The sequence below is a fragment of the Micromonospora sp. PLK6-60 genome (genome assembly GCF_019890675.1).
Classification (GTDB): domain Bacteria; phylum Actinomycetota; class Actinomycetes; order Mycobacteriales; family Micromonosporaceae; genus Micromonospora.
In genome coordinates this window covers 42,131-58,356 of record NZ_JAIOAA010000003.1, presented here as the reverse complement: position 1 = coordinate 58,356, position 16,226 = coordinate 42,131, and the positions used below count along the sequence as shown (strand labels likewise).

Sequence of the window (16,226 nt, the reverse complement as noted above, 5' to 3'; positions counted from 1 at the left end):
CTTTTGATAGCACGACGGCGGATCACCACCGCACCTCGCCCTGGCTCAGTTGGCCGCGGTGAGCTGCCACGACTTTGCCATCGCGTCGAAGATCGGCTTGCTCGCGGCGAACTTCGGGTCGTTGGCGGAGAGGTAGAAGGAGTAGGCCTTGCCCCCGCTCACCGTGCCGCGCCAGATGCCGTGCCGCATCGTCTCGCCCTCGCCGCAGGTGTATTCCAGCTCGGCCGCCGGCCGGCCGGCCAGCTCCTTCTCGGTGATCGAGAGTTCCTTGTACGGCTTGGCGCAGGACTTGTTCTTGGTCAGGTTGCGGGACGCGCCCTCCGCCCAGCCGACCGGGTTGCTGCCGCCCCACTTCTCGGCGATGATGCGCACCTTGCGCTTGCTGTCCGCCGGGTCCACGAAGTCGACGTAGACGCCGCCGGTCTGCCGCTGCCAGCCCTTCGGCACCTTGACGGTGACGCCCTTGACCGAGACTTCCTGCAGCTCGACGCCCGGGTCGGCCGCCGGGTCCTCCTCGATCGGGATCGCCTGCGGGCTGGCGGGCGGCTTGTCGTCGCCGCCGGCGGAGAGCGCGATCACCGCGATCAGCAGCACCGCCAGGCCGCCGGCCGCGGCGAGCTGCACCTTGCGCGGCCAGCCCTTGACCGTGTCGACCAGTTTGCCGCCGGCGGCCTTGAGCTTGTCCGCCGCGCCCGCCCCGCCAGCGGCGGCGGTGGCCGGCGCGGCGGTCCACGGCTGGCCGGTGCCCGGCACCGACCACTGGTTGCCGCCGTAACCGGCGGCCACCGGCTGGGTGGCGTCCAGATACCCGGCGCCGACCCGCTGGGTGGCGTCGGGGTGGCCCGCGCCGATCCCCGGGTGGCCCGCGCCGATCCGCTGGGTGGCGTCGGGGTGACCGCCGATCCGCTGGGTGGCGTCCGGGTGGCCGGTACTGATGCGCTGGGTGGCGTCGGCCTGGCCCGCGCCGATCCGCTGGGTGGCGTCCGCAGCGCCCCAGCCGGCGGCCGGCGGCGGCATCGCGCCGGTGGGGGTGTGCAGCGGGCCGGCCAGCGCGTCGGCGCTGGTGTCCTCCAGGCCGGCACCGATGGCCGGGGCGGGGCGTTCGCCGCGGCGCAGCGAGGACAGCCGGTCGGTCAGCGACTCACCCGGGCCGATCATCGCCCGGCCGCCGATCTGGCCGGTCGGCTTCGGCTCCGGCCGGGCCGCGGGCGGCGGCGTGGTCGCCCGCGGCACCGGCACCACCGAGTACGGGTCGGTGACCGAGTTGACCGCCACCGCGTTGCTGGCCAGCGCCCCGCCCAGCAGCTCCCGCAGCATCGCCCGGGCGGTGTGCACGTCGAGCCGGCGGGCCGGGTCCTTCTCCAGCAGCCCCATCAGCACCCGGGTGAGCGGGCCGCTGCGCTGCGGCGTGGCGGGCGGGTCCTCCACCACGGCGTGCATGGTCTCGATCGGGTCGCCCTTGTCGAACGGGGGCCGCCCCTCCACCGCGGTGAACAGCGTCACGCCCAGCGAGAACAGGTCGCTCGGCGGCCCGAAGTCCTGGCCCATCGCCCGCTCGGGGGAGATGAAGTGCGGCGAGCCGAGGACCATGCCGGGGGTGGTGAGCTGCACGTCGGTCGGCATCCGGGCCACCCCGAAGTCGGTGAGCACGCAGCGACCGTCGGAGCAGATCAGCACGTTGGCGGGCTTGACGTCGCGGTGCAGCACACCGATCGAGTGCGCCACCTCCAGCGCGCCGAGCAGCGCCACGCCGATCTTGGCGACGGTGCGGGGCGCCACCGGCCCGTCCTCGATCACCATGTCGGCGAGGCTGCGCGCGTCCAGCAGCTCCATCACGATCCACGGCCGGCCACCCTCGGTGACCACGTCGTACACCTGGACCACGGCCGGGTGCTGGATGGCCGCGGCGGCCCGGGCCTCGCGCAGGGTGCGTTCGTACATCGCGTCGCGGTCGCTCGGGGCCAGCCCCGGCGGGAGCACGACCTCCTTGACCGCCACGTCGCGCCGCAGCAGGGTGTCGGTGGCACGCCAGACCGTGCCCATGCCGCCGTTGCCCACCGCGGAGCGCAGTTCGTAGCGCCCACCGATGGTGGTGCCGGGTGCCGCGCGTCCGTTGGGGGGACTGACCGGTCCGCCGCTCCACGTCGGGATCTGAGTCACTGAAAAGCCACCGGGGGATATCGAGGGGGCTGGGACACAACCCCCCTATCTTGCTGGTTCCGACGCCCGATGCGAAACCCGACGCGGCCGACGATTACCTACTCGACCGTACGCGCACGCGTACTCACCAGGCTTCCCGCTGCTGATGTGCGGTATCCCTCACCCGTCGATGTCTGGCCGCGTCCTACCATCCGAGGATGAGCGAACGGCGTCCGAGCGAGTCCGGTTTCCCCATCAAGGCCGTCTACACGGCGGCCGACCTGCCGGGGGAGCTGGAGTCCCGCCTGGGCGCGCCCGGGGAGTTCCCGTACACGCGCGGGGTCTACCCGACCATGTACACCTCCCGGCCGTGGACCATGCGGCAGTACGCCGGGTTCGGTACCGCCACCGAGTCCAACGCGCGTTACCACCAGTTGTTGCGGGCCGGGACGATGGGACTGTCGGTCGCCTTCGACCTGCCCACCCAGATGGGGTACGACTCCGACGACCCGATCGCGCACGGCGAGGTCGGCAAGGTCGGCGTCGCCATCGACTCCATCGAGGACATGCGGCTGCTCTTCGACGGCATCCCGCTGGACAAGGTCTCCACCTCGATGACCATCAACGCGCCCGGCTCGGTGCTGCTGCTGCTCTACCAGCTCGTCGCCGAGGAGAACGGGGTGCCGGGCACGGCGCTCAACGGCACCATCCAGAACGACATCCTGAAGGAGTACATCGCCCGGGGGACGTACATCTTCCCGCCCAAGCCGTCGCTGCGGCTGGTGGCCGACACCTTCGCGTACTGCCGCGCCGAGGTGCCGAAGTGGAACACCATCTCCATCTCCGGCTACCACATGGCCGAGGCCGGCGCGTCCCCCGCGCAGGAGATCGCGTTCACCCTGGCCAACGGCGTGGAGTACGTTCGCGCGGCGCTCGCCGCCGGGCTGGCGGTGGACGACTTCGCGCCCCGGCTGTCGTTCTTCTTCGTCGCCCGGACCACGCTGCTGGAGGAGGTGGCGAAGTTCCGCGCCGCCCGGCGGATCTGGGCCCGGCTGATGCGCGACGACTTCGGCGCGAAGGATCCGAAGTCGATGATGCTGCGGTTCCACACCCAGACGGCGGGCGTGCAGCTCACCGCCCAGCAGCCCGAGGTGAACCTGGTCCGGGTGGCGATCCAGGGGCTCGGCGCGGTGCTCGGCGGCACCCAGTCGCTGCACACCAACAGCTTCGACGAGGCGATCGCCCTGCCCACCGAGAAGGCCGCCCGGCTGGCGCTGCGCACCCAGCAGGTGCTGGCGTACGAGACGGACCTGACCGACACCGTGGACCCGTTCGCCGGGTCGTACGTGGTGGAGGCGATGACCGCCGAGCTCGAGGCGGCGGCGAACGACCTGATGGACCGGGTCTTCGACCACGGCTCCGCGGTGGACGCCATCGAGGCCGGCTTCCAGAAGCGGGAGATCGAGCAGTCCGCGTACCGGATCGCGCAGGAGATCGACTCGGGCGAGCGGGTGGTGGTGGGGCTCAACCGCTTCGCCATCGACGAGGAGGAGCCGTACGAGCCGCTGCGGGTGGACCCGACGATCGAGGCGGCCCAGGCGGAGCGGCTGGCGAAGCTGCGCGCCGACCGGGACAACGGGGCGGTCGAGCGGGCGCTTGCGGAGCTGCGGGCCGCGGCCGAGGGGGACGTCAACGTGTTGCACCCGATGAAGGCGGCGCTGCGGGCCCGGGCCACGGTCGGTGAGGTCTGCGGCACGCTCCGCGACACCTGGGGCGTCTACCGCCCGTCCGATCGGTTCTGACCTCTTCCGTCGTGCCGAGTGGGTGCCGGGTCGATCCGGCGCAGGCGTGTGGCCGGAAGAATTCGGGTAACCCGAACGGGTGACGGGAACGGACAGCGTGTCCGGTCGCGCGTGGTGCGCCCATGTCACCCTCGGGAGCCGCCCGACTGCTCAGCGTTGTCGGGGAATTGTCGGAGCGGCGGTTAATTGAACCGACGAATGCGACAATTCGGAACAGCGGCGCTGGTGCCGACGGGGATTTCGTAGCCGCTGAGCCGGTTACGCGTTGTAGGAGGTGGGGGGCAGATGACGGCGTTCGACCGCGATCTACCTGCTGTCCCGCAGATATTCGACCGCCCCCACCAGGGCATAAGTGACGCTGTGCGGTCCGATCACTACCGTAGTGAGGTTGCGCAGCGTCACCGTCGGAGGTCTAGGCTGTCTGCTGTCCTCCCCGAAGATCCATCCATTTCTAGTGATCGAGAATTCGACGTGACGAGTGCGTTGACGCTGCCCGCGGGCAGCCAGCTGGCGTCGTCCTGGCCGGAGGCGCCGTCCGGGTCCCAGCCCCTGCCCTTCGAGCTCGACCATCTGCTCGCGCTCCGGGAGCCAGGGCTCATCGCCACCCGGCGTCACATCCACTCGCACCCGGAACTCTCCGGCCACGAGTTCGAGACCGCCGCGCTGATCGCGCGGGAGCTCTCCCTGGCCGGGCTGACCCCCCGGATGCTGCCCAAGGGCAACGGGGTCATCTGCGACATCGACGGCCGCCCCGACGGGCCGGTGATCGCGCTGCGCGCCGACATCGACGCGCTGCCGCTGACCGACGTCAAGGACGTGCCGTACCGCTCCACGGTGGACGGCGTCTGCCACGCCTGCGGGCACGACGTGCACACGGCGGTGCTGCTCGGCGTCGGCATGCTGCTCGCCCAGCTCGCCGACACCGGCCGGCTGGACGGCCGGGTCCGGCTCATCTTCCAGCCGGCCGAGGAGATCCTGCCCTGCGGCTCGCTGGAGGTCATCGAGGCCGGCGGCCTGGACGACGTGGCGCAGATCTTCGCCCTGCACTGCGATCCCAACCAGCCGGTCGGCAAGGTCGGCCTGCGGGTCGGTCCGATCACCGCCGCCGCCGACAACGTGACCGTGCGGCTGACCGGCCCGGGCGGGCACACCGCCCGCCCGCACCTGACCGTCGACCTGGTCGACGCGCTGGGCCGGCTGATCACCGAGGTGCCCGCGCTGGTGAGCCGGCGGGTGCCGGCCAACAGCGGGCTGCTGCTGGTGTTCGGCCACGCGTCGGCCGGCACCCGCTACAACGTCATCCCCTCCGAGGCGTGCGCCTCCGGCACCCTGCGGGTGATGGACCGCGACACCTGGGAGCAGGCGCCGAAGATCGTCGCCCAGGTGGTCCGGGACGTGATCGCGCCGACCGGCGCCACGGTGGACCTGGAATACCTGCGCGGCCGGCCGCCGGTCTGCAACGACGGCCGGGCCATCGGAGTGCTCACCGCGGCCACCGCCGCCGCGCTCGGGCCGGAGGGGGTCGCCGAGACCCCGCAGAGCATGGGCGGCGAGGACTTCTCCTGGTATCTGGAGCACGTCCCCGGCGCCCTCGCCCGGCTCGGGGTGGGCCGCTCCGGCCCCAACGTCGACCTGCACCGCGCCTCGTTCGACGTGGACGAGCGGGCCATCGCGGTCGGCGTACGCGTCATGGTGCAGACCGCGCTGCGGGCACTGGCTGAGGTGCGCTGACCGGCGGCTGCGGTCCGGCCGGCGGCCCGGCCCGGCGCCGCCGCCGGCGCAGCCCCGCGAACAGCAACCCCAGCGGTACGCCGAGCACGACCAGCCAGGGCAGCAGCGCGCCCAGGACGGTGAGCAGCACCCCCAGCGAGGCGAGCAGGGCGTGCCAGCCGTCGCGCAGCCCGGACAGGAAGCCGGCCTCGCTCTTCGCCGCCGGTGGGGCGTCGGCCCGCACGAAGGCCACCGTGACGGTGGACAGGGCGGTCAGGTCGGCCAGCCGCCGCTTCTTCGCCTCCAGCGACGCCAGGTCGGCCTCCCGCCGGGCCAGCTCGCCCTCCAGCGTCACCAGATCGCTGATGGTGGTGGCCCGGGCGAGCAGCTTCCGGGCACTCTCCACCCGGGCCCGCTGGCTGGCGATCCGGGCGTCCAGGTCGACGGTCTCCTCGGTGACGTCCTCCGTGCGTACCTCCCGGGAGTCCTGCTTGCCCAGCGCGGCCAGCTGGTCGACGACCCGGGTGAACTTCTCCGCCGGCACCCGCAGTTGCAGCTCCGCCCGGGTGTCGGTGTCCCGGCTCTGCCGCTGGTCGCCGCCGACGAACCCGCCGGCCGCCGTGGCGATGCTCACCGCCTGCCCGGCGGCGAAGTCCACGTCCTCCACCCGGACCTGCATCGTTCCGGTGTAGATGATGGCCCGCTGGTCCACCCGCAGGTCCGGCGCGCCGCCCCCCTTCGCCTGGTCGGCGGCCGGCCCACCGACCTCCGGCGCCGCCCCGGCCCGGGCGTCCCCGCGGGCGGGAGCCTCCGCCGGGACCGCCGCCCCGTCGGCCGCGCCGCTGTTCCCCTCGTCGCTCGCGCCGGCGCCGCAGCCGCCGAGCAGCAGGGCGACCAGACCCGCCGCCAGCCCGGCCCGCGCCGCCCGGCGTCGTCCGCTCCGTCCGTCCATCTCCACTCCTTCCCCGTGGCCCCGGTCGGGGCGATAGGTCGGACGCGGCGCGGTACGGCCCCGGTTCCGGCAGACTGCGCAGAGGACGTCACGATTCGGTAATCGAGGAGGCGCGGTGCACCTCACCAAGTACGCCCATTCCTGCCTGCGGATCGAGCACGACGGGGGAGTGCTGGTCATCGACCCCGGCACGTTCAGCGACCCGGTGGCGCTGGACGGGGCGGACGCGGTGCTGATCACGCACGAGCACCCGGACCACGTCGACGTGGCGGCGGTCGGCCGCCAGCTCGACCGCCGGCCGTTCGTCATCCACGGACCCCCGTCGCTCGCCGGCGTGCTGGGCGACGCGGCGTCGGCGCTGAGCCCGGTCGAGGCCGGCGCGTCGTTCACCGCGGCGGGCGTGCCGATCCGGGCGTACGGCGGGCGGCACGCGGTCATCCATCCCGACATCCCGGTGGTGGAGAACCTCGGCTACCTGGTGAACGACGTCGTGTACCACCCGGGCGACGCCCTGGAGGTGCCGGCGGACGTCGAGGTGGACACCCTCTTCGCGCCCATCCACGCGCCCTGGTCGAAGTTCTCCGAGGTGGTCGACTTCATCCGGGCGGTCGCCCCGCGCAAGGTGTACGCGCTGCACGACGGCCTGCTCAACGACCGGGGCTACGCGGTGCTCGACCGGCAGTACGCCGCACTGTCCAGGAGCGACTACCAGCGGCTCGCCCCGGGCACCTCGCTGGACGTCTGAGGTCATGCCCGGCCCCTCCCGTGAGCTGGTCGAGCGGCTCTACGCCGAGCCGCCCGACCGGTTCGTCACCGCCCGGGACGCGGCCGTCGCCGAGGCGCGCCAGGCCGGTGACCGGACCGCCGCCCGGGAGATCGCCCGGCTGCGCCGGCCGACCGTGGCGGCCTGGCTGGTCAACCTGCTCGCCCTGCGCCGGCCGGAGCTGGTGGCCGACCTGGTGCGGCTCGCCGAGTCGCTGCGCTCGGCGCAGCGGGAACTGCGCGGCCCCCGGCTGCGGGAACTCTCCGCCCAGCGACGGGCGGTGGTCGGCGCGCTGGTGGCCGAGGTGCGCGCGCTGGCCGCCGACGCCGGCGCGCCGCCGGCCGGCAAGCTGCCGCTGGGCGAGGTGGAGGCCACCCTGAACGCGGCGCTCTCCGACGCCGACGTCGCCGAGCAGGTCCGCTCGGGACGGCTGCTGCGGGCGGCCCACTACGCCGGGTTCGGCGAGGTGCCGCGCCCGCAGCTGCGCCTGGTCACCGGCGCCGAGGAGGAGGAACCACCGCCCCCGCGGGCGGCGACCCGGGCCGAGCCGGCACCGGCCGGGCCGGCGCAGGACCGGGCGGCCGAACGGGCCGAGCGGGCGGCCGCCGCGGAACGGGCGAAACGGCGCCGGGCCCTGGACCGGGAGCTGGACCGGGCCCGCGGCGACCTGGCGCGGGCCGAGGCGGAGCTGACCGGCGCGGCGACGGCCGAGCAGGACGGCGCGGAGCTGCTCGCCGACCTGGAGGCGGAGCTGGCCGAACTGGAGCGCCGCCGGGCCGCCGCCGAACAGGACCTGAGCCGGGCCAAGCTGGCCCGCCGGGCCGCCGAACGGGGCGTGACGGCGGCCCGCCGCCGGGCCGGCGAGGTCGAGGCGGCGCTGGAGGAGTTGACGGCCGAAGAGGGGACTGCCGGCGACCGGGCCGACCGGGCACACTGATCGCGATGGATGACGAGGGTGGGCGGGCGGCCGGATGACCCCGGAGCAGATCGCCGCCGCCAGCAAGCCGGCGGTGCTGGAGCTGGGTGACCTGTTCAGTCGCTGCCCGGCCACGCTGCGGCGGGCCCGGTTGCTGGGCATCTCCGGGTGGGCCTTCTACATCACCAGCCGGGCCGGCGCGCTCGGTGACGTGCGGGCCGAGACGGTGGCCGCCGCGCTGGGCTTCATCGCCCCCGACGCGGTCGCCGACGGCTGGGACGCGGCGGCGCGTACGGTCCGGCCGGTCGAGGTGGCCGCGGCAAACCTCGCCGAGTGCTGCCGCTGGGGCGACCAGCAGCTCGGCCTGCTGCCCGGGGCGGCCCGGCTGGCCGAGCTGCTGCACCGGATCGCCGGTGCCGCCGACGCGACCGGGATGCCGCTGTTCGCCGCGTGGCGGGCCATGCCGGTGCCGCAGGGCGGGGCGGGCGCCCAGGCGGGCGTCGGGCTGCTGCTGCTCCGCGAGCACTTCGCGGGGGCGTACCTGCTGGCGGTGCGGGCCGCCGGGCTGACCCCGGTGGAGGCGGTGCTGGCCGGGCCGGAGGGGGAGGCCGGCGCGGCGGCCTGCGGCTGGCCGCCGCCGTACCCGCCGATCGGGCCGCTGGTCCGGCGCCGGCTCTGGGCGGAGGCGGTGACCGACCGGCTGGCCGCCACCGCGTTCCGCTCCCTCGGCCCCGGTGAAGGTGCCGAGCTGCTGGAGCTGCTGGCCGGCGCCCGGGCCCACCTGCGCCGGTCCGGCCTCGCGGCCTGACCGTCACCGATGGTGCGGGCCGGAATCGGGTGGCGCGGGCGACGGGTCGGCTGACAGGATCCGGCCGTGACGCTCCCCGCCGGCTGGACGGCCCGCCGACCGACCCTCGACGACGTACCGGCGATCCTGCGGGTGGTGCATGCCGCCGACACGTTCGCCATCGGGTATCCGGACTTCTCCGCCGAGGACGTGGTCGAGTGCCTGACCGCCCCGCACGTCGACCCGGCCGCGGACAGCTGGCTGGGCCTGGACCCGGCGGGCGACGTGGTCGCCTGGGCGATCCTGGACAACCCGACCGGGGTGGGGCGCGAGTTCGTCGAGGTGTACGTCGACCCGGAGCGCGGCCGGGAGCTGCGCGAACCGCTGCTGCGCCGGCAGCTGGCCCGGGTCGCCGAGCGGGCCGCCGGGCGCGGCCTGCCGGAGCTGACGGTGCGCTGCGCCGCCTGCCCGCCGGAGGAGCGGTGGCGGCGGATCCTGGCCGACGCCGGCTTCACCTTCGCCAGGCGGTACGTGCGGATGAGCCGCCCGCTGCCCGCCGACCCGCCGGTCATCCCGCCCGGCGTGCTGGTCCGGCCGGTCCGTCCCGACGACGAGGACGACCTGCGCACCTTCCACCGGATCTACGAGACCGCCTTCGCCGACACCCTCGACCACGACCCCCGGGACTTCGCCACCTGGCGGGAGCGGATCGGCCCGGACCCCTCCTGGGACGAGTGGTTCGTCGCCGAGGTGGACGGCGAGCCGGCCGGCGTGCTGCGCTCCTCCGACCAGGGCGCCGACCGCGACGAGGGCTGGGTCAAGAGCCTGGCCGTGCTGCCCGGGCACCGGGGTCGTGGGGTGGGCCGGGCCCTGCTGGGGCACGCCTTCGCCCGGTACGCGGTCAAGGGGCGGACCACCGCCGGGCTGGGCGTGGACCTGGCCAACCCGACGGCCGCGCTGTCGCTGTACCGCTCGGTGGGGCTACGGGAGACCTCGACGGTCGACATGTACGAGCTGGTGGTGCCGGCCGGTGTGTGATGCGCGACGCCGGTCGGGCCCGGTGGACGGGCGGTCCCGGCGGGGGCGCAGACTGGGCGGGTGGGATGCGCGCTACGCGGACGCCGTGCCGGTGGGGCGGGACCGCAGCTCGGTGACGTAGTCGTCCGGCGCGCCCGCCTTCTGCGCCGCGTTCGCGATCTCGGAGAGATACCACGCGGTGGGCAGGCCGCCCTCGTACCCGTCGAAGACGTAGACCCAGGCCGTCACGTCCCCGTCCAGCGTCGAGACCCGGACGGTGAGCTTGCGGTACGTCCCGGCGGTCACCCCCTCGATCTCGTCGAGCTGGGCGGCGTCGTACGGGTGGATGTCGTACAGCGCCACGAAGACCCGGTCGCCGGGCGACTCGACCACCGTGCTGACCGCGCCCTCCCAGCCGATCACGTCCTCGCCGGCGAAGGTCAACCGCCAGCCCTCCAGCCAGCCGGTGCCCACCATCGGCGAATGCGGACAGTAGGCGCGCATCCGGGCGGGATCGAGGTTTGAGCCGTAGGCGGCGTAATGACGCACGGCGATGACGATAGCCCGGCGGACGGGTGGGGGAGAATACGACGGTGCGTGTCGGACGTGTCCGGGAGAAGAAAGTCACTGTGAACACTGACGAGGGGCGAGCGCTGTGAGCCAGATCGTGATCATCGGCGGGGGGCCGGCCGGGTACGAGGCGGCGCTGGTCGCCGCCCAGCTGGACGCCGATGTCACCGTCGTGGAGGCCGAGGGGGCCGGCGGGGCCTGCGTGCTCTCCGACTGCGTCCCGTCCAAGACCTTCATCGCCAGCTCCGAGGTGGTCACCGGTTACCGGGACACCGAGGAGTTCGGCATCGACTCGGACGGGCTGGAGGCGGTGACCGTCGACGCCCGGGCGGTGCACGAGCGGGTGAAGCGGCTGGCGCTGGCGCAGTCGGCCGACATCCACGCCAAGCTGACCAAGGCTGGCGTGACCTTCGTGGCCGGCAACGCCCGGCTCGGCGAGGACAAGCTCGGCCACACCCACCAGGTGGTCGTCACCCCGGCCGACGGCGCCGCCGAATACCCGATCGACGCGACCACCGTGCTGATCGCCACCGGCGCCACGCCGCGCCAGCTCCCCACCGCCGTGCCGGACGGCGAGCGCATCCTGACCTGGCGCCAGGTGTACGACCTGCCGGAGCTGCCCGAGCACCTGATCGTGGTGGGCTCCGGCGTGACCGGCGCGGAGTTCGCCAGCGCCTACCTGGCGATGGGGGTGGAGGTCACCCTGGTCTCCAGCCGCGACCGGGTGATGCCGCACGAGGACGCCGACGCCGCGATGGCGATCGAGCGGGTCTTCCGCAACCGGGGCATGAGCATCCTGAACAATTCCCGCGCCGACGCGGTCCGCCGGACCGCCGACGGCGTCGAGGTCGTGCTCTCCGACGGTCGGATCGCGTACGGTTCGCACGCGTTGATCGCGGTCGGCTCCATCCCGAACACCGCCGGGCTCGGCCTCGCCGAATACGGCGTCGAGCTGGCCCGGGGCGGTTACGTCGCGGTGGACCGGGTGTCCCGGACCAACGTGCCGGGCGTCTACGCCGCCGGCGACTGCACCGGGGTGCTGCCGCTGGCCAGCGTTGCCGCGATGCAGGGCCGGATCGCGATGTGGCACGCGCTGGGCGAGGCGGTCCGTCCGCTGCGGCTGCGGACCGTGGCGGCGAACGTCTTCACCGACCCGGAGCTGGCCACCGTCGGCGTCTCGCAGGACGAGGTGGACGCCGGCAAGACCCCCGCCCGCCAGGTGATGCTGCCGCTGTCCGGCAACGCCCGGGCGAAGATGGACGACCTGGCCGACGGCTTCGTCAAGCTCTTCTGCCGCCCCGCCAGTGGCCAGGTCATCGGTGGTGTGGTGGTGGCGCCCAAGGCCAGCGAGCTGATCCTGCCGATCACCATGGCGGTGGAGAACAACCTCACCGTCAACGAGCTGGCCCAGACGATCACCATCTATCCGAGCCTCTCCGGCTCCATCACCGAGGCGGCCCGCCAGCTCATGCTGCACGAGTTGGAGTGAGCCGACGCCGGCCGGAGCAGCCGGACCGCGACGACGGTGAGCAGGCCGACCTCGGCGAGGATCAGCAGGCGTTCGACCAGGCCGAGCAGCACCCGGTCACCCGGGTAGGCGGACCAGATCATGGCGCCGGCCAGCACCAGGCTGGCCAGGGTCAGGGCGCGCAACCAGCCGGCGGTGCGGCCGCCCACGCCGCCGGCGAGCAGCCAGCCGGCCAGCGGCAGGGCGAGGAAGGCCACCACCGAGGCGTACCGGTGGACGTAGGCGGCGGTGTCCATCGGCAGGCCGGGCGGGTTGGTCGGCACCACGGCCGAGGTGAGCAGGCCGGCGGCCCACGCACCGAGCAGCGGCCCGGCCGCCCGGTGGGCACCTGAGCGGCGCAGCGCCGGCAGCAGCACGGCGCTGGCGGCGGCGAGCAGCACCATCGCCACGTCCAGGACGCCGCCCCGGTCGGAGACGGCGAAGTCGCTGACGGTCAGCGACCAGGGACTCAGGTCGTCGTTCACCTCAAGGTGAGCGAGCACGGCGAGCACCGCCGCCACGGCGATCCCGCCGAGGGCCAGCAGGCCCGTCGTCCGGTTTCCAGGCATGCCTCAGCCTGTCGCCGGGAGCACCCGAAACGGATCCGGGACCGCCACCGACATCGATCCGGGGGAGGTCCCCTACGTTGACCCCGATCAGCGGAAGTCGGCCGCGTGGTCGGCGACCCATTCGGCGTACGACCGGGCGGGGTGCCCGGTGACCGTCTCGACGGTGTCGGTGACCGCCTCCGGTTCGGCGACGAAGCCGGCCCAGCCGGCCAGCGCCAGGTCGGCGAACGCGGCGTCGCCGAAGGACGCCGTCAGCGCCCGGCGGGCCTCCTCCACCGGCTGCTCCGACCAGCGCAGCTCGCGGCCGAGCACCCGGCCGATGGCGTGCACCTGTTCCTCCTGGGTGAGGGTGGTCGGCCCGCTGATCAGGTGCCGGGCCCCGAGGTGGTCGTCGGTGGTGAGCGCCGCGACGGCGACCTCGGCCAGGTCACGCTCGTGCACCAGCGAGCGGGCCGCCGCGCCGTACGGCCAGCGCACCACGTCCCCCGCGCGGATCTGCCCGGCCCAGCCCAGGGTGTTCGCGGCGAAGCCCACCGGGCGCAGGAAGGTCCACGGCGCCCCGGACTCCTCGACCGCCCGCTCGACGATCCCCCAGAACGTCTCCGGGTATTCGGCGCCGGGCGCGGAGAGGTAGACGATCCGGGCGCCCCGCGCGGCGATCAGCCGGGCGACCTCGGGGGCCCGCGCGCGGGCCGCCGCCGGGTCGGTGAACGGCCAGATCAGGAACACCGCGCGCACGCCGGTCAGGTGCGGGGCGAGGGACGCCGGGTCGGCCAGGTCGGCCGCCACCACCTGCACCCCGTCCGGCAGTTCGGCCGTCGCCGGCCGGCGGCTCACCGCGCGTACCCGCTCGCCCCGCGCCGCCAGCAGCGACACCACCTCGCGCCCCACCGTGCCGGTCGCCCCCGTCACCAGGATCATCCGCGCCTCCGCCGTCACCGGAGCGCCGCTCGCCCCGACCCGGCACCGACGCTAGGAGCTGAAGCGCGGTTGAGGTCAACCGCCGGGGACCGGGCAATCTTCCCCAGCGCCCCGGTCACCGTCTGTCATGGCAGCGGAGGCAGGGTGACCGAATGAGCGTGATACCTCTCAGGAATATTTATGACTCACAGGTATCAGGCTCATGCGCGTCACCGCCCTGCCCCGGCGCCGCGTCGGCTGTCAGTCCTCGGCGGACCCGGTGCGGGCGGCGCGGGTGCCGATCAGGGTCATCGCCCACCCGGCGGCGGCGAACCCGCCCGCCGCGACCGCCGCGATCGCGGTAAGCCGCCAGGCGGACTGGGTAAGCGCCGTGCCGCCGAGGTGACCGACCAGCGCCCCGTAGGTCGCCCAGCCGAGCGCCGCGGCGGCCTCGTAGCAGAGGAACAGCCGGTACGGGTAGCGCCGGCGGCCGGCGGAGAAGCAGGCCGCCATCCGGCCGCCGGGGACGAACCGGCAGAGCAGGATCACCATCGGGCCCGGCCGGCGCAGCCCCCGGGTGACCCGGTCGGCGACCCGCCGGGCCCGGTTCGGCGTACCGGGCCGGGGCAGCCGGCGGTCGGGCGCGCGGCGACCGAGCAGATAGCAGGCCAGGTCACCGGTGAACACGCCGAGCGCGCCGACGACGATGGTGGTCGGCAGGTCCAGCCACCCGTACACGGTGAGCGCACCACCGGTGATCATGACGACCTGGGTAGGCACGATCGGCACGAACGCGTCCACCAGCAGCAGGGCGAGCAGCACCAGGTAGGCCGCCGTCGGCGACGCCACGTCACTGAGTAGTTGGGGCACTGCCACCTCGCCGGATCCGGCTGACCTTTTCCATCGAGCCTGCGCGACCGCCCCGGGCCGCCGTACACGGGGCCGGTCGCCGGTGACCACGGACACGGCCGCGCCACCGGGTGTCGACGACCCAGGTCGTCGGGAGGTGACCGGAATGCTGTTTCCCGACGCGGGCCGGAGCGGGCGGCGGATCGGCGATCGTGCGCGTACCGTGGTGACTCGCGTGGCCATGCGCGCCGGGTCCCCCGTTCCTGGCGAGGTGGCCGCCGAGGGTCGCCGGCAGGTCCCGTGCCGGCGGCCCGCCCCAAGCTCCTTGATATTCGGGTGCGCGGGACGAGCGCCCGCGGCTACCGTCGCGGCATGCGCAGCGCGGTGGTGACCACGACGCCGGGAATCCCCGGCGCGCCGCACTGACGTTTCCGTCGACGAGGCCCCGGGGCGAACCGCCCCGGGGCCTCGCGGCGTGCCGGGCCAGTTCGCCTCCGGGTCGTACCCGATCAAGGAGAGCGACATGACCGACCACCGTAGGCTCGGCCGGGAGCTGGAGCTGTTCGTCTCCGACCCGCTGGCGGGCGCCGGCCTGCCGATCTGGCTGCCGGCCGGCGCCGCCGCCCGGCACGCCGTCGAGGAGTACGTCCGGGAGTTGGAACGCCGGGCCGGCTACCGGCACGTCTACTCGCCGCCACTGGGCCGGCGGGAGCTGTTCGAACGCTCCGGGCACCTGAGCCACTTCGCCGACGACATGTTCCCGCCGATGCGGCTCGGCGCCGACGACGAGTTCGTGCTCCGCCCGGCGCTCTGCCCGCACCACGCGCTGGTGTTCGCGGCGCGCGGCCGGTCGTACCGGGAGCTGCCGCTGCGCGTCGCCGAGATCGGCGGGATGTACCGGGCGGAGCGGTCCGGGGTGCTCGGCGGGCTGTCCCGGGTCCGGGCCATCTCGCTGAACGACGCGCACAACTTCTGCGCGCTGGAACAGGTCGGCGACGAGGTACGCGAGATCCTGCGGCTGATCCGCGAGGCGCACGCCGCGCTCGGCGTCCGGCCGGCGGGGTTCCGGCTGTCGCTGCGCGGCCCGGGGGAGAAGTACGTCGGCGACGACGCGCAGTGGGCGCGGGCCGAGGAACTGCTCCGGGACGCCCTGGACGGGGCCGACTTCGTCGAGGGGCCCGGCGAGGCGGCGTTCTACGGTCCGAAGATCGACATACAGGTCGTGGACCCGGCCGGCCGCGAGTCGACCATCTCCACCATCCAGCTCGACTTCGACAAGCCGGAGCGGTTCGACCTGTCCTACACCGACGCGGACGGGCGCCGGAAACGGCCGGTGATGGTGCACCGCAGCCTGGTCGGCAGCCTGGAGCGGCTCTTCGCGTACCTGATCGAGGAGCACGCGGGTGCCTTCCCCGCCTGGTACGCCCCGGTCCAGTTGGTGCTGCTGCCGGTCGACGACGGCCAGGCGGACGCCGCCGTCGAGTTGGCCCGCCGAGCGGAGGCGGCCGGGCTGCGGGTCGAGGTGGACCGGGGCGGCTCGCTGGGCGCCCGGGTCCGGGACGCGGCCCGCCGCCGGGTGCCGTACGCCGGGGTGCTCGGCCCGCGCGAGGCCACCGCCGGCGCGGTCGCGCTGCGGCTGCGCGACGGCCGGGCGTTGGACCCGCGGCCCGTCGCCGACGCCCTCGCCCTGATCGCCCGGGTGGTCGCCACCCGCTCGCCGGACCTGCTGCCCGAGTCCTGACCCC

General features: G+C 74.3%; 14 protein-coding genes. 8 read left to right on the top strand and 6 right to left on the bottom strand.

Translation table 11 applies throughout. From position 1 onward, the window contains the following. Positions 1-45 precede the first annotated feature (45 nt). Positions 46-2,160, bottom strand: coding sequence for a protein kinase (locus tag K7640_RS06495; RefSeq protein WP_222953802.1), 2,115 nt, complete (start codon positions 2,158-2,160; stop codon positions 46-48). Positions 2,161-2,357: 197 nt separating this feature from the next. On the opposite strand from K7640_RS06495, the gene K7640_RS06490 reads away from it, so the two are divergent. Continuing rightward, on the top strand, positions 2,358-3,941 hold the full coding sequence (locus K7640_RS06490) for a methylmalonyl-CoA mutase (protein WP_222953801.1): 1,584 nt from the start codon (positions 2,358-2,360) through the stop codon (positions 3,939-3,941). A gap of 471 nt (positions 3,942-4,412) precedes the next feature. Then, positions 4,413-5,672: an amidohydrolase gene (locus K7640_RS06485; protein WP_222953800.1), complete on the top strand. Its 1,260-nt coding sequence runs from the start codon at positions 4,413-4,415 to the stop codon at positions 5,670-5,672. On the opposite strand, the gene K7640_RS06480 is transcribed toward K7640_RS06485, so the two are convergent. After that, positions 5,629-6,603, bottom strand: a complete 975-nt coding sequence (locus K7640_RS06480) for a DUF4349 domain-containing protein (RefSeq protein ID WP_222953799.1) — start codon at positions 6,601-6,603, stop codon at positions 5,629-5,631. The genes K7640_RS06485 and K7640_RS06480 overlap by 44 nt on opposite strands. A 115-nt stretch (positions 6,604-6,718) precedes the next feature. Here K7640_RS06480 and K7640_RS06475 point away from each other — a divergent pair, with 115 nt between their 5' ends. The 4 genes from K7640_RS06475 to K7640_RS06460 all read left to right on the top strand — a co-directional run bounded on the left by K7640_RS06475 (position 6,719) and on the right by K7640_RS06460 (position 10,107). Further along, the gene (locus tag K7640_RS06475) at positions 6,719-7,348 is read left to right on the top strand and encodes an MBL fold metallo-hydrolase (protein ID WP_222953798.1); all 630 of its coding nucleotides are present in this window, start codon (positions 6,719-6,721) and stop codon (positions 7,346-7,348) included. Positions 7,349-7,352: 4 nt separating this feature from the next. After that, a complete protein-coding gene (locus tag K7640_RS06470; RefSeq protein ID WP_222953797.1) occupies positions 7,353-8,303 on the top strand; it encodes a hypothetical protein in 951 nt (316 codons plus the stop codon). A 34-nt stretch (positions 8,304-8,337) separates the two neighbouring features. Beyond that, complete coding sequence (locus tag K7640_RS06465) at positions 8,338-9,090, top strand: hypothetical protein (RefSeq protein ID WP_222953796.1); 753 nt, start codon at positions 8,338-8,340, stop codon at positions 9,088-9,090. 66 nt (positions 9,091-9,156) lie between these two features. Beyond that, on the top strand, positions 9,157-10,107 hold the full coding sequence (locus tag K7640_RS06460) for a GNAT family N-acetyltransferase (protein ID WP_222953795.1): 951 nt from the start codon (positions 9,157-9,159) through the stop codon (positions 10,105-10,107). A gap of 72 nt (positions 10,108-10,179) precedes the next feature. On the opposite strand, the gene K7640_RS06455 is transcribed toward K7640_RS06460, so the two are convergent. Then, positions 10,180-10,635, bottom strand: a complete 456-nt coding sequence (locus tag K7640_RS06455; RefSeq protein ID WP_222953794.1) for a gamma-glutamylcyclotransferase — start codon at positions 10,633-10,635, stop codon at positions 10,180-10,182. Positions 10,636-10,741: 106 nt separating this feature from the next. On the opposite strand from K7640_RS06455, the gene K7640_RS06450 reads away from it, so the two are divergent. Next, complete coding sequence (locus K7640_RS06450) at positions 10,742-12,145, top strand: NAD(P)H-quinone dehydrogenase (RefSeq protein WP_222953793.1); 1,404 nt, start codon at positions 10,742-10,744, stop codon at positions 12,143-12,145. Here K7640_RS06450 and K7640_RS06445 read toward each other — a convergent pair. The 3 genes from K7640_RS06445 to K7640_RS06435 form a co-directional block, all read right to left on the bottom strand. After that, positions 12,079-12,732, bottom strand: a complete 654-nt coding sequence (locus tag K7640_RS06445; protein ID WP_222953792.1) for a DUF998 domain-containing protein — start codon at positions 12,730-12,732, stop codon at positions 12,079-12,081. The genes K7640_RS06450 and K7640_RS06445 overlap by 67 nt on opposite strands. Before the next feature lie 87 nt (positions 12,733-12,819). Beyond that, complete coding sequence (locus K7640_RS06440) at positions 12,820-13,653, bottom strand: SDR family oxidoreductase (RefSeq protein WP_222953791.1); 834 nt, start codon at positions 13,651-13,653, stop codon at positions 12,820-12,822. A 240-nt stretch (positions 13,654-13,893) separates the two neighbouring features. Continuing rightward, positions 13,894-14,502 (bottom strand): DedA family protein, encoded by a 609-nt coding sequence (locus tag K7640_RS06435; RefSeq protein ID WP_222953790.1) that lies wholly within the window; start codon positions 14,500-14,502, stop codon positions 13,894-13,896. A 487-nt stretch (positions 14,503-14,989) separates the two neighbouring features. Here K7640_RS06435 and thrS point away from each other — a divergent pair, with 487 nt between their 5' ends. Beyond that, entirely contained in the window at positions 14,990-16,222 is a 1,233-nt protein-coding gene (gene thrS, locus K7640_RS06430; RefSeq protein ID WP_308042494.1) for a threonine--tRNA ligase, read from the top strand. The last annotated feature ends 4 nt before the right edge of the window (positions 16,223-16,226 follow it).

Bases quoted from the DNA above. Each gene is read 5' to 3' on its own strand.
- K7640_RS06490 (WP_222953801.1), top strand. From the start codon at position 2,358: ATGAGCGAACGGCGTCCGAGCGAGTCCGGTTTCCCCATCAAGGCCGTC.
- K7640_RS06480 (WP_222953799.1), bottom strand. From the start codon at position 6,603: ATGGACGGACGGAGCGGACGACGCCGGGCGGCGCGGGCCGGGCTGGCG.
- K7640_RS06470 (WP_222953797.1), top strand. From the start codon at position 7,353: ATGCCCGGCCCCTCCCGTGAGCTGGTCGAGCGGCTCTACGCCGAGCCG.
- K7640_RS06465 (WP_222953796.1), top strand. From the start codon at position 8,338: ATGACCCCGGAGCAGATCGCCGCCGCCAGCAAGCCGGCGGTGCTGGAG.
- K7640_RS06445 (WP_222953792.1), bottom strand. From the start codon at position 12,732: ATGCCTGGAAACCGGACGACGGGCCTGCTGGCCCTCGGCGGGATCGCC.
- K7640_RS06440 (WP_222953791.1), bottom strand. From the start codon at position 13,653: ATGATCCTGGTGACGGGGGCGACCGGCACGGTGGGGCGCGAGGTGGTG.